This is a genomic window from Parasphingorhabdus litoris DSM 22379 (genome assembly GCF_020906275.1).
Classification (GTDB): domain Bacteria; phylum Pseudomonadota; class Alphaproteobacteria; order Sphingomonadales; family Sphingomonadaceae; genus Parasphingorhabdus; species Parasphingorhabdus litoris.
This window is the reverse complement of record NZ_CP086727.1, coordinates 2,939,776-2,952,761: the sequence shown is the minus strand read 5'-3', so window position 1 is coordinate 2,952,761 and position 12,986 is coordinate 2,939,776. Positions and strand designations below refer to the sequence as shown.

Sequence of the window (12,986 nt, the reverse complement as noted above, 5' to 3'; positions counted from 1 at the left end):
ATCCCGCGCCGCCAAACAGCAGTCAATCGCTTCGAGGATTAACTGTGCTGGAATAGCCGCTGACATGCCAATAGACCCTGGCGCGCTGATCGATTGACTTGTTGCGCAGGACCATCACCTGATTTTCCCGGACGGTTTGGTTAAAGCTCTCGCCGGGTGCGACGGAACGGACAGGGGTGCGCGACGTACCATTTTGCAGTAGGATTTCGACGGCCACGTCGCCGCGATTCTGACCGTCAAAGCTGATTGTTTTGGGGTGATTATCGCCGAGCAACAATGTCTCGCCTTTGGCAATATAACTATTCTGGCTGATGCCCGCATGTGCGGCGCTGGCCATCATGCTGCCTGTAATGGCTACTGTAAGAGCAAATTTATTCAACATGGCTTTCTCCTAATATTGCGGTTGGATCCGCTGGCAGGAGTTACGGAGATTTGTCCGCATCGGATGCAGCCAGTGTCAATTTACTTCGACAGCATGTCCTTCAAATAGCCGCCGGTGAAGCTGCCTTTGACCTTGGCCACTTCCTCCGGCGTGCCTTGAGCGACAATCTCACCGCCTCGGACGCCGCCTTCGGGGCCAAGGTCGAGTATGTGGTCCGCGGTCTTGATGACGTCGAGATTATGCTCGATCACCACCACGCTATTGCCTTGCTCGACCAGTTGGTGGAGCACTTGGAGTAGCTTGCGGACGTCCTCGAAATGCAGGCCGGTTGTCGGCTCATCGAGAATATAGAGTGTCTGTCCGGTCGAGCGTTTCGACAATTCCTTGGCGAGCTTGACCCGCTGGGCCTCACCGCCAGACAGGGTTGTCGCCTGTTGCCCGACCTTGATATAACCAAGCCCGACTTCATAGAGCATCGCCATCTTGTCACGAATTGGCGGGACCGCCTTGAAGAAGCTCACCGCATCTTCGACCGTCATATCGAGTATGTCGGCGATGGATTTGCCCTTGAACTTCACTTCCAGCGTTTCACGATTATAGCGTTTGCCGCCGCATTCCTCGCAGGTGACATAGACATCGGGCAGGAAGTGCATCTCAATCTTGATCAGCCCGTCACCGCGGCACACTTCACAGCGCCCGCCCTTGACGTTGAAAGAAAAGCGCCCCGGTTTGTAACCGCGCGCTTGCGCCTCGGGTAGACCAGCAAACCAGTCGCGAATATTGGTGAAGGCACCGGTATAAGTTGCCGGGTTCGAGCGCGGCGTCCGGCCAATAGGGGACTGGTCAATGTCGATGACCTTGTCGCAATATTCGAGGCCAGTGACCTTTTCATGCTTACCCGCAATCATGCGCGCGCCATTCAGGGTCCGCGCTGCTGCCGCATAGAGCGTGTCGATCGTCAGTGACGATTTGCCCGAACCGGATAGGCCGGTAATGCAGGTAAATGTGCCGAGCGGGATCGATGCCGTGACATTTTGCAGGTTATTCGCGGTCGCACCATGGACGGTGAGCTGCTTGCCATTGCCCTTGCGGCGTTTGGCCGGAACCTCTATCTCGCGCGAACCATTTAGGTACTCTGCGGTCAGCGATTTTTTGGATTTCAAGATCTGCTTAAGTGTTCCCGCTGCCACGACATCGCCGCCATGGACGCCAGCACCTGGCCCCATATCCACGACATAATCGGCTGTTCTTATGGCATCTTCGTCATGTTCAACGACAATTACGGTATTGCCAAGATCGCGCAGCCGCTTGAGCGTGGTCAGCAATCGGTCATTATCACGCTGATGCAGACCGATGCTTGGCTCGTCCAAGACGTAAAGAACACCGCTTAATCCTGAACCTATTTGGCTCGCGAGGCGGATGCGCTGGCTCTCGCCGCCGGATAAAGTACCACTGGTCCGGTCGAGATTGAGATAATCGAGACCGACATTGTTCAAAAAGCCAAGCCGTTCGATAATTTCCTTGAGGATCGGTTCGGCAATTTGTCGCTGCGTCTTGTCGAGTTGATCGGCAAGACCATTGAAAAAGGCAAGGGCGTCGCCGACACTGCGGCGGGTCGGGATGCTGATATCCTCGCCGGCAATCTTGACCGCCAGCGCCTCGGGTTTGAGCCGCGCGCCGTTACAGACTTCGCAGGGAGCCGCTGCTTGGAACTTGCCCAGCTCTTCCTGCATCCATGTGCTTTCCGTTTGGAGCAGGCGCCGAGTTAGATTGCCAACCACCCCCTCGAATGGCTTTTTCACCTCATAGCTTTTGCGGCCATCCTGAAAGCGCAGCGTCACGGGCAGGCCTTGTGTGCCGTTGAGGATGATATCGCGGTGATGTTCGGAAAGGTCCTGCCACGGTGTATCAAGCGAAAATTCAAAATGCTTCGCGAGGCTGCCTAGTACCTGCATATAATAAGGGCTTGGCGGATTGGATTTGGCCCAAGGCACCACTGCGCCTTGTTTGATCGATAGCGAGGGATTGGGAATGATCAGCTGGGTATCGAAATGCAGCTTTTCGCCCAGTCCATCACAAGCGGGGCAGGCGCCTTGCGGCGCGTTAAACGAGAAAAGCCGCGGCGCAATCTCTTCAATCGTGAAGCCGCTGACCGGACAGGCAAAGCGTTCGGAAAACACAATGCGATTGTCGGGCAGGCCCGTGCCTTTCATCTTGGTGCCGGTTTCGGTTTCCTCTCGGCCGGGAACAACGCCATCGGCCAGATCGACAAAGGCCAAACCGTCGGCCAGACGCAGTGCCGTTTCGAAGCTGTCGGCCAGCCGGGTTTCCATGCCGTCTCGGACCACGAGACGGTCGATAACCACCTCAATGTCATGTTTCAGCTTCTTGTCGAGCTTTGGTGTTTCCTCGATATCGTAAAATTCACCATCGACACGCACACGAGTGAAGCCGGCTTTCTGCCATTCGGCGAGTTCCTTGCGATATTCGCCCTTACGTCCGCGCACGACCGGCGCGAGCAGGTAAAAGCGGGTTTTTTCCGGCAAGGTCATGACCCGGTCGACCATCTGGCTGACAGTCTGCGCGGTAATCGGTTCTCCGGTTGCGGGCGAATAAGGCACACCAGCCCGCGCCCATAACAGACGCATATAATCGTAAATCTCGGTGACTGTCGCGACGGTCGAACGCGGATTGCGTGAAGTCGTCTTCTGCTCGATCGAGATGGCGGGGGAGAGGCCTTCGATGTGCTCGACATCGGGCTTTTGCATCATCTCCAGGAACTGGCGCGCATAGGCGGAGAGCGATTCAACATAACGCCGCTGCCCCTCGGCATAGATGGTGTCGAACGCGAGGCTCGACTTACCACTACCGGAAAGGCCGGTAATGACGATCAGTTTGTCGCGAGGAAGGTCGATATCAACGCCTTTGAGATTATGCTCCCGGGCGCCTTTGACTTTAATGTGGGTAAGACTCATGCGCGTGCTTTGCCGAAGATGTTGAAGAGAGTCCAGCAGGTCATAAGGACGTACTATGTTCTATATATGTTCTTTTGGCAAGTGCGTTTGTTTATGGGGATGTGATAGATAGCATCTGCTTAGGTTTCAAACAGATCTTAAGAATTAAAGATCGTGTCACCACCGTGAAAAACTGTTATTATCTTGTAAGTCGGGGGCATCCGATTCTGCTTTGCCAAGGAGGCATTATGGCTTTCGTACGGAAATATCTGCTTACCAGCTGTTTTACACTTGCCCTTTTGGCGGCTTGCTCCAACGAACCAGTTGCTGAACCATCCTCAGCAGCTGAGATTTCTCAATTCACCAGACCGGGCTTTGCCTCCGTCAATTCCTGGCTTATCGAGACCGGAGATCGGGTTGTGCTGATTGATGCCCAGCGTGTTATGTCCGCAGGCAAAGAAGTTGTTACGGCTATCAGGCAGACGGGTAAGCCGTTAGAGGGGATAATCCTTACCCATCCTCACCCAGACCATTTTGGAGGGCTTGCAGCAATTGTGGAAGCTTTTCCGGAAGCAGCCGTCTACGCCAGCGCTGAGACAACCGAAGTGATGAAAACTGATTCCAACGGCTATCAAGCCGCCACGCGAGAAGCTGTACCAAATGATTCTCCTGAGATGTTTGCTGTTCCAACCAAGGTTTTCAATGATGGCGACATATTACAGTTCGGATCACTGGAGTTGGTTGTTGATGAAATTGGACAGGGTGAATCTGAAACAATGACGATGCTATATGCGCCAAAAGAAAATGCTTTGTTTGTTTCGGACCTAGTCGCAAATAAGATGACAGGTTTCTTGTTGGAAGGTCGTTCAGGCGCATGGCTCGATCAACTTGAGCGTGTGTTGGCGAGCTATAATGATAGCGAGCCTACCATCTTTCCTGGGCACGGCGCAAAAGGATCATTTGATGCACTGCTTTCTGGACAGAAGGCGTGGCTAGAAGATATTCGCCGTCTGGTAGCTGATAAGCTGCAAGACGATATATTGTCTGATGCAGAGGTGTCAGAGATAGAAAACGAGCTTGACGCACTCTATCCCGATTATCCGATAGTGGCTGAAATTCCACCCCTAGCTTCATTAAACATCAGGGCTGTTGCTGCAGAACTGGGTGAGGAGAAAAATCGAAGTTCCCGTTGAATTACGACGGCATTGCGTAACTGCGCAACAGTTCCACGGGATATTTTTCACTTTAACTGGCGTAGTGAAAATCTATAATATGGTCGAGTGACTACTGGGTGGGGATCCATAGGTTAACTAATAGGACTCTCATTCATGCGTATATTTGTTTTGGGTATTTTTCTGCCACTTGCGATGCTTGGCTGTGCTGCGGTACCAACCGGTCAGAATATATCTGACAATGGCTTGGGCGAGGCCACAGCATCAGGAAATAGCGATCCGATACAGGGCCTGACAATTGCTCAGGCCCATTGTGCCGCATGCCATGCTGTGGAGGACGGGCAGATATCATCCAATGAGCAAGCGCCCCCCTTTCATGCCATTGCCAATACCGAAGGCCTGACAGATGAAACGCTGACGACCTGGCTTAGCGATTCCCACAACTACCCGGATCTGATGGACTTTGATATTGAAAGCACTGACATTGATGCTCTTGCGGCCTATATACTGACATTGCAAAGCGCCGATTATAAACCACCGATCCAATAAACGGGATTTGGGATATGGTTTTCCGGCGCCTATCCACCCATTAATAATCCCCACAATCCAAGCAAGGTAATGGGGGCAAATAACCAGCCTTGAGGAGCTTTGCGATGGCTCTGGCGAATAGCGGCAACCAGCCCGATACCTGTGAGCGTAAAGCCGGCGGCCATAATGGTTCCGGCGACGGCATAAGGTTGTTGTTCCAAAAAAAATGCAAGAACAAAGAATAGAGATATTGCGGCAATCGAAACGGTTGTAAAATGCCAACAGAGATATTGGACATCGCGTACCAACGGATCTAGTTCAATTGATTGTCGTAGTGGCTGTGCAATTTCGCGTCCGCCAATAAACACATGCACGGCAAACCAGATTGCAGAAATGATCGCTGCCAGAGCATAGAAATAGTTGGTCAATGCCCATTCTCCTTCCGCTATTATAAAAGCGGGCATGCCGCCCTTGTCCATTGTCGCTTCATGTCGTCATGATCGATATGGAACATATCGGTTCTAGAGACAATATTCATGGCCGGTTTGAGTCCAATGGCGATGATTTGATCGGCTTTCAACGCGCAGGAAAACTCTCACCGCTTTGCACATCAATCACACCGCCATCCGCTACCGGCACGACGCCGCGGCCGAACCATACATAGCGCGCCGTCGGTGCTGTGAGGATATTGTCGTAATTCTCCTCCGCATAGGCCGCATCATATCCCATGAGGGACAATGTGGTCGGGAATAGCTGGCTGAGGCTGCGGCCGCCATTTGCGGCTGCGGCATAATCCTGTTCGATGCCCGGTGGCAGCAAAGCCACCAGTGGCACCGCAAATTCGGCCGGAACGGGCTGGCCGCTGCAATGCGGTGTGACGCCGTCCGCGATATTCTGGCCATGGTCCGATGTATAGAAAATGGCGACCTTGGAGCGATCTACACCGTCGAGCAAAGCCTCGAAAAATCCCTGCTTCGAATAAGAAATCGCCTTGTCATATTGCGCTTGTGTGCTGCTTTCCGGCGGCAGGGCGCCTTTGGGATAATGATCGCGATATTGGAAATGAACCCCGCGGAGAAGGGCGTAGACAAACTGCTTTCCGTCATTTTTGAGATCAGCGTTAAGCGCGCGGGCGATCTTAAGATCAGTTTTCAGGCCGTCAGCCGCGTTTTCATAGCGATCGATCAACGCCTTTTCCGGCGGCAATAATAGATTTTGCGGTGGACCGGTGACCTGACCGTCAATCATGATGGTTGAATAGCCCGCTTTGGCGGCATAACCCCAGATAGAAGCCGTCCGTCGCAGGTCAGTGGTTTCATTGACGGTACGCACCGCCACGCCAGAGCGTAGGGCGACATTGGATGGCGTGCTGCAATGACCCATGGCGGCGGTTTCGCCAAAGTCGATAGCTGCGCGGCCAGATAATTGCGGCGCAATGATCGTGTCAAAGGCGTCGTAAGATACGCTTTCATCTACCAGCCAGATGATCTTGCGGATGGCCGGATCGGCCTTTGGCACAGCGGTGACTTCCGCCCGCTGGGGCGGAGGATCAGCGAACAAAAGGGCCGCTGCATAATTATAGACATTGCGCTCGGCACCCAGCGGATGAAGACCCAGCCATGACCAAGTCAGCGAGGGCAGTGCCAGCAGAACCAGCATAGCTACGGATATGCCCTCCGGTCGTTTGCTTCTGATCCATTGACGAACGGGCCGGTGCAAAAGGTGTCTGGCCAGAACTAGCAGCACCAGAACGAGCAATAGCTTGCCCATCGCCAGCGCAAAAGGCCCTGCAAATTCGCTCGCCGCTTCGCCCGCTTGTCTGGCTTCGGTCAAAAGCCAACCGGCTTTCTGAACATCCAGCGTGTCGCCAACAATCTGGCCATAAACAAGATTCACGCCAGCCGAGAGCGTAACCAGGATCAAGGCGATGAAAAACCACCGACGGGAAAGCCAGATGACTGCGGCAAATAGCAAGGATGCCTGTATGGCAAAAGACAATGCCGCGAGACTGGCGCTGCTATAGTCAAAGGCTGCAGCACGATAGAGTATAGCATGTGTGAGCGGCAGTTGGTTGGCCAAAGCATAGGCCGCACTGAACAGCAGGAAACCGGCCAGAAGCCGGCCAATCGGCCATTTACGGGTTGTGCTGCCAAAGGAGCTGTTGGTCACGCGCTGCTTCTCACATCAGAAAGCTGGTAAATCAGCCATAGAATATGGCATAAAGCCTTTAAGAAACGGTGACCTGTGCTGGTTCGCCCCGGTTTCTGGCCGTTTTGGTCAAAAGCTGAGTAACGATCGTCGAAGCCGGTCACCTTTTCGTCGAAAGCGGCTCGGGACTTAGTGCCGTCCGACATATTGTGTTCAAGAGCCACATTGTGGTCCTGTTTGGTTACGCATTGGGATCGCCACGCGGCTTAAATGACAAGGGGGGTGGTGCCACATGACATACGTGGTTCGCAATTTGGTATCTCGGGAATTTTTGTCCTCCGCATGGGCAAGCTCCTTTTCCCGGCCCAATACCCAAAGCGTCCTACCCCTAATCTACGCTTTGTTTGCGGCGTTGTTGGTATCACCCCCTGTTTTTGCCCAGTCAGCTGAGCAAGCTGCACCGGCTGCTTCAGCCCCCAAAAAACCGCCACCACCTTGCGCCACTGCGGATCACCGGGCCTTTGATTTTTGGATCGGCACATGGGATGTAACGCCGGCAGGCCAAACAGCGCCATCTGGTGTCAATCGCATCAGCAGCCAACATGGCGGCTGTGTGATACGTGAGGAATATAAGACCAAAGGCGGATATACGGGCATGAGCATGAGTTTTTATGATGCCCAGCGCAAGATCTGGCACCAGACATGGATGGGCGTGGATGGCACGGCCTTATTTGTCGCAGGCGGCCTCAACGCAAAGGGTGAGATGGTGCTCAGCAACGCCAATTGGCCGGGCTATATCCAAGGTTCCCCCATCAACCGCGTTACTTGGACCCCGAGCAGGGATGGCACAGAGGTCACAAGCGTCCGCCAGCACTGGCAAAGCTCAAAAGACGGTGGAAAGAATTGGACCACTGTTTTTGACGGACTCTACGTCAAGCAAGCTGAAAAATAGCCGGAGTTTAGCTCCGCTCTTGCGCAACCAGATCCCGGACAAAACCAATCAGCCCCGTTTGCCGCGACCGGCGCATGCGCTCGGTGGCCAGGATCGTCTGGACCTTGGCAAAGCAAGCTTCAAGATTATCGTTGATCAGGACATAGTCATAGCCATCCCAATGGCTGATCTCGCTGGCGGCGCGCTGCATGCGGTTGTCGATGATATCGTTACTGTCGGTGGCGCGCGCCTCTAGCCGTTCGCGCAGCTCAGCGAGGGAAGGGGGCAGGATGAAGATGCGAACGACATCCTCGCCGCCACGCTGATAAAGCTGTTGCGTGCCTTGCCAGTCAATGTCGAACAGCACATCTTGTCCATCTTCGAGATTTTTCTGAACCGGCGCGGCGGGTGTGGCGTAGCGATTGCCGAACACGGTCGCATATTCAAGAAACGCGTTATCAGCGACCATTTCTTCAAATTCCTCGCCGCTGACGAAATAATAGTCCTTGCCCTCTTCTTCGCCCGGGCGTTGGGGCCGGGTGGTGACAGACACGGACATCGCGATCTGGTCATCCGCTTCCAGCAGCATCCGTGCGAGCGTAGATTTGCCGGCACCAGAGGGAGAGGAAAGGACAAACAGAAGCCCGCGGCGGCTGAGTTCGTCATGCGGAAGGGAAGAAATATCGTCGGCCATAGCGGCTATTGGCCGAGAAGGGTGCGCGTCGTCAAGATGCTAGTCGCGATTGCCGGCAGATGTTACAGGGCCAGCTGCAAAACTGATGTGATGACAGGCCGGAATTTTATGTTTATCAGACGTTTGCAAGGGCTCTACGCCGCCAAAGAGGATGTTGATTAAAGACCATGTTGCAAGGCCGCGTAAGCACGATTTTTTTCTCGGTCGGAATAACGATCATGATCGGCTGGCTATTCTATGTCGGCAAAGACATCATCCTGCCGATCGTCACGGCGATCATCCTGCTGCAAATTCTTTATGCCGCCAGCGCCGCCGTGGCCCGCATTCCCGGGCTGGGCCGCTCGCCGATGTGGGTGCGTGCAACGCTCGCCTTATTCGGGGTGGTGTTGCTTTTATTTGCGATGACCCGAATGTTGGTCGCAAGTTTGCAGACGCTGGTGCCATCGCTGCCAACTTATCAGACCAATCTTGAGAATCTTTTCGCGGCCTGGTTTCCTGCGCCACAAGAAACGGCAGCGCTGGATACGGACGTTGGCGACATGATGGCATCTCCGGGCCTGATGTTCGATCGCGGTAGTGATGCGGTGGTCAAGGCCGTCAGTGAATTTGCGACCAAGTTGCTCACAGAAGTTGACATTGCCGCACTGGCGCAGTCTGTGCTGTCCTCGCTGACCAGTTTTGGCGGCTTTGTATTCATCACGATACTTTATGCTTCTTTCATGCTGAGCGAAATTACCGGCTTTCCGGCCAAGGTGCAGCGCGCCTTTGGTAGCGCCAGTGAGTCCAAGGACACGATGAACATGATTGCCCGGATCAACCATGATATCGGCAGCTATCTGGCGACCAAGACGTTGATCAATATCATGTTGGGTGTGATTTGCTGGGTCATCATGGTGGCGCTGGGCATCGAATATGCTGCGCTGTGGGCGATCATTATCGGATTGCTCAACTATATCCCCTATATCGGTTCGATTGTCGGTGTGGCCTTTCCGGCGCTTTTCGCCGTGGCGCAATTTGGGACGCTGACCGTGCCGTTAATCGCTACCGGCCTGATGACGGGTGCACAGGTGATCATTGGCAACATCGTTGAACCGCGCATGCTCAGCAAGTCGGTTAATCTCAGCCCGATGGTCGTGCTCGTCGCCTTGTCGGTGTGGAGCACTTTGTGGGGCATTCCAGGCGCGATTTTGGCGGTTCCGTTCACGACCATATTGATGATCATATTGGCGGGTCGCAAAGGCACCAAACCGATCGCCGCCTTGTTGTCGAGCGACGGCAAAGTCTAGCCGCGATCACCCTTTCCATGTACTGAATCATGTTGCGGCGGCACTAGGCAAATCGCCGCTGCCAGCGAAAGGCCGAGCAGGATTGAGCCGATTAAAAAGGCGAGGTCATAGCTGCCATAAATATCAAAAATATAGCCCGCCCCCGCTGGAGCCGTCGCTACGAATGGCAACAGCAATGGCGCAAAGACGGAGTTGATTTTGGCAAAGCTTTCCTGCCCGAAAAAATTGCTGGTCAGGGCACCCGACAGAGCGAAGAATCCACCATAGCATAATCCCAATAAGAAAGCCGCAAAGCCAAGCCAGATCAGACTGGTAAGTGCCCATAACATGACGAAGGTCAACAGCTTTGCTGCCATCATCGCCGCCATCAGCCAGCGTAATTCGAAACGGTCGCCCAACCATCCCGCTGGAATACGGCCAAGCCCGCTGCCCAATATAAAGGTACTGACAATCGAAGCGGTCTGGAACTTTGAGACACCGATATCAGACAGATAAAGCGCTCCGTGCGTCAGAAGAAATATGCCGATACTCAGATAAGTTATGTTGATGATAATGATAAAATAGGCTGCGCGGGTTTGAAAAACTTCACGGACAGCCCAGTTCTGCTCGCTACGATAGGTGCGTGGTTTGGGTGCGGGCTTTTGGGTGTCCGCACGGCTTGCGAGCGGATCAAAATTATCAGGATGCTGTCCGATATCGCCAGGTCGATTCACGATGAACTGGGTCAGCAGCAAGGCGACAATGACCGCCACGGCGCTCACTAGCCATCCTGATTGCCAGCTACCAAATATTTCCATTACCCTGATGAGAACAGGTTGCGCAAAAAAGCCGCCGACCGCACTACCGGTGAGAATAATTCCCAAGACTGTCGCACGTTTGGCGTTGAACCAGTTGATAATCACGGTTTGGCCACATAGCGGGCCAGCCAGTGCGTTCGCCGCGCCCATGAACAGTCCCCAAAAAAGGATCCAATGCCAGACTTGAGTCACAAAAAAGGCGGTCATCAAGAGACTGGTGAGCATCAACACCAATCCAACGGTTAACGTAAACCGAACGCCCCGTTTCCCGATCATCCAGGCGGTTAGCGGATAGCTGAGTCCCAAGACCAAGAAACTGAGACTATGCGCAATCGACGCATCGCCGCGGTTCCAGTTCATCGCCTCGACCATGGCGGGAAAAATTGCGGCATAGGCGAAATAGACGAAACCAGAGGCGGCAAACTGAATGAAGAACAATAGCCCAGCATTGTTCCAGCCGTAAAATTTACGGCTGGGAGCATCACCCGATAACGCGTGTTCCTGATCGCTGGCCTGCGTCGCTGCCAAAGCCTCTTCTTGCGTCATCTCTTCTCCTGACACCTGTGTTAGCAGGACTGGTGGTCAGTAGGAAAGCGGTTTGTGGCGAGGGTGGCAGTCTGTTGAACGCAGCAAGAGAGAAGTGACGCACACCGCAGATTTCCGGCGAAGTTCACAATGTTTACATAGTCATTTGAAGGGGCGTTCGCGGATGTTGGATTATTTATTGCGGATGTTGGAAATAATGTTGTTTGCGAGGGTTGCCACCGGCGTTCAGTGCCGGTTGCAGCGCCCGCTTTGAACGACAAAGCAACCATTGTGCATTCTCCTAGAGGCATTATGGTAACGCCATTAGAGGCGGAGGATTATCATGTCGAAACTGGCAGCAATCGCCATTGGCGCAATTGCAGTTTTACATAGCTATATTGCCTGGTTTGAAATATTCGCTTGGACCAGTGTGGGACCGCGTGTTTTTTCCAATTTTCCGCCAGACCTGTTTGAACAAACCAAGGCCCTTGCCGCCAATCAAGGAATCTACAACGCGTTTCTGGCGGTGGGTCTCTTTTGGTCTTTGTTCATTCGCGATGCAAAATGGCAAAGGCGGGTATCGACATGCTTTTTGTTGTTTGTTGCTACAGCCGGGATTTTTGGAGCGATAACGGTGTCGCCTCGCATTGCGCTGGTCCAAACGCTACCGGCGGCAATTGCAATGGCGCTGCTCTTTCTGACCGGAAAAAACAAGCGCTAGGCCTAAACCTTTCTAGCTGACGGACGTCAATTCTCCGATCTTAATGCCCGCCCTGGGCGCAAAAGGGGATGTCGGCGACGAGCATGTGCGCTGCGATGAAATTGGGGTTTTCTCATAGATGCTAATACGCTAGCCAGCCGAGATTGAATTTCACGGAGAACCCTATGCAATATGATGATGTTATTCTTGGTCGCCGGAGCATCCGTGGATATAAGCCGGATCCCGTTCCCCGGGAATTGATCGAGGAAATCATTGGATTGGCGATGCGTGCGCCGTCTTCGATGAATACGCAGCCGTGGAATTTCTATGTGATAACAGGCGAGCCGCTGGAAAAAATTCGCAGCGGCAATACCGAACGGATGCTGGCCGGTGTACCGCAGTCGCGTGAATTCAGAACCGGAGAGGCCTTTGCGGGCCAACATCGTGACCGGCAAATCGGCGTTGCCAAACAATTATTTTCCGCGATGAAGATCGAGCGGGATGACAAGGACGCGCGGCAGGACTGGGTCATGCGGGGCTTTCGGCAATTTGACGCGCCTGTATGCGTGATCATTACCTATGACCGTGTTCTGGATGGCAGTGACGATACGCCTTTTGACTGCGGCGCGGTGGCGACGGCACTGGTCAACGCGGCATGGTCGCGTGGGCTCGGTACGGTCATTAACAGCCAGGGAATCATGCAATCACCAGTGGTGAGAGAACATGCCGGTATCGCCGAGGATCAGGTTATCATGAAAAGTATTGCGCTGGGTTGGCCGGATGAAAGCTTCCCGGCCAATTCAGTGATTTCAACGCGAAAGCCTATTGAAGAGGCGTCCGTATTTGTTGGATTTGACAGCTAGGCTGAT

At 53.7% G+C, this 12,986-nt stretch carries 13 protein-coding genes; 6 read left to right on the top strand and 7 right to left on the bottom strand.

Annotated features, from left to right (window positions below; all coding sequences use genetic code 11):
• Nucleotides 1-22: 22 nt before the first annotated feature.
• Complete coding sequence (locus tag BS29_RS14345; protein ID WP_229954322.1) at nucleotides 23-382, bottom strand: hypothetical protein; 360 nt, start codon at nucleotides 380-382, stop codon at nucleotides 23-25.
• A gap of 80 nt (nucleotides 383-462) precedes the next feature.
• Nucleotides 463-3,357 (bottom strand): excinuclease ABC subunit UvrA, encoded by a 2,895-nt coding sequence (gene uvrA, locus BS29_RS14340; protein ID WP_229954321.1) that lies wholly within the window; start codon nucleotides 3,355-3,357, stop codon nucleotides 463-465.
• 101 nt (nucleotides 3,358-3,458) lie between these two features.
• On the opposite strand from uvrA, the gene BS29_RS14335 reads away from it, so the two are divergent.
• Nucleotides 3,459-4,529 (top strand): MBL fold metallo-hydrolase, encoded by a 1,071-nt coding sequence (locus tag BS29_RS14335; protein ID WP_229954320.1) that lies wholly within the window; start codon nucleotides 3,459-3,461, stop codon nucleotides 4,527-4,529.
• Nucleotides 4,530-4,664: 135 nt separating this feature from the next.
• Complete coding sequence (locus tag BS29_RS14330) at nucleotides 4,665-5,057, top strand: c-type cytochrome (protein WP_229954319.1); 393 nt, start codon at nucleotides 4,665-4,667, stop codon at nucleotides 5,055-5,057.
• Between the two features lie 29 nt (nucleotides 5,058-5,086).
• Here the strand turns inward: BS29_RS14330 and BS29_RS14325 are convergent, their stop codons facing one another.
• The 3 genes from BS29_RS14325 to BS29_RS14315 all read right to left on the bottom strand — a co-directional run bounded on the left by BS29_RS14325 (nucleotide 5,087) and on the right by BS29_RS14315 (nucleotide 7,408).
• Complete coding sequence (locus BS29_RS14325; protein WP_229954318.1) at nucleotides 5,087-5,515, bottom strand: hypothetical protein; 429 nt, start codon at nucleotides 5,513-5,515, stop codon at nucleotides 5,087-5,089.
• 97 nt (nucleotides 5,516-5,612) lie between these two features.
• Entirely contained in the window at nucleotides 5,613-7,205 is a 1,593-nt protein-coding gene (locus BS29_RS14320) for a sulfatase-like hydrolase/transferase (protein ID WP_229954317.1), read from the bottom strand.
• Nucleotides 7,202-7,408, bottom strand: a complete 207-nt coding sequence (locus BS29_RS14315) for a hypothetical protein (protein ID WP_229954316.1) — start codon at nucleotides 7,406-7,408, stop codon at nucleotides 7,202-7,204. The genes BS29_RS14320 and BS29_RS14315 overlap by 4 nt, the downstream gene beginning before the upstream one ends.
• Before the next feature lie 68 nt (nucleotides 7,409-7,476).
• On the opposite strand from BS29_RS14315, the gene BS29_RS14310 reads away from it, so the two are divergent.
• On the top strand, nucleotides 7,477-8,136 hold the full coding sequence (locus BS29_RS14310) for a hypothetical protein (protein ID WP_229954315.1): 660 nt from the start codon (nucleotides 7,477-7,479) through the stop codon (nucleotides 8,134-8,136).
• A gap of 7 nt (nucleotides 8,137-8,143) precedes the next feature.
• Here BS29_RS14310 and gmk read toward each other — a convergent pair whose 3' ends face one another.
• Complete coding sequence (gene gmk, locus BS29_RS14305; RefSeq protein ID WP_229954314.1) at nucleotides 8,144-8,809, bottom strand: guanylate kinase; 666 nt, start codon at nucleotides 8,807-8,809, stop codon at nucleotides 8,144-8,146.
• 218 nt (nucleotides 8,810-9,027) lie between these two features.
• Between gmk and BS29_RS14300 the strand changes: the two genes are divergently transcribed.
• A complete protein-coding gene (locus BS29_RS14300; RefSeq protein ID WP_229954313.1) occupies nucleotides 9,028-10,095 on the top strand; it encodes an AI-2E family transporter in 1,068 nt (355 codons plus the stop codon).
• Here the strand turns inward: BS29_RS14300 and BS29_RS14295 are convergent.
• Nucleotides 10,092-11,438, bottom strand: a complete 1,347-nt coding sequence (locus BS29_RS14295) for an MFS transporter (RefSeq protein ID WP_229954312.1) — start codon at nucleotides 11,436-11,438, stop codon at nucleotides 10,092-10,094. The two genes, BS29_RS14300 and BS29_RS14295, sit on opposite strands and share 4 nt — an antisense overlap.
• Nucleotides 11,439-11,760: 322 nt before the next feature.
• Between BS29_RS14295 and BS29_RS14290 the strand changes: the two genes are divergently transcribed.
• Nucleotides 11,761-12,138, top strand: coding sequence for a DUF1304 domain-containing protein (locus tag BS29_RS14290; protein WP_229954311.1), 378 nt, complete (start codon nucleotides 11,761-11,763; stop codon nucleotides 12,136-12,138).
• 164 nt (nucleotides 12,139-12,302) lie between these two features.
• Nucleotides 12,303-12,980: a nitroreductase gene (locus BS29_RS14285; RefSeq protein ID WP_229954310.1), complete on the top strand. Its 678-nt coding sequence runs from the start codon at nucleotides 12,303-12,305 to the stop codon at nucleotides 12,978-12,980.
• Nucleotides 12,981-12,986: the final 6 nt, after the last annotated feature.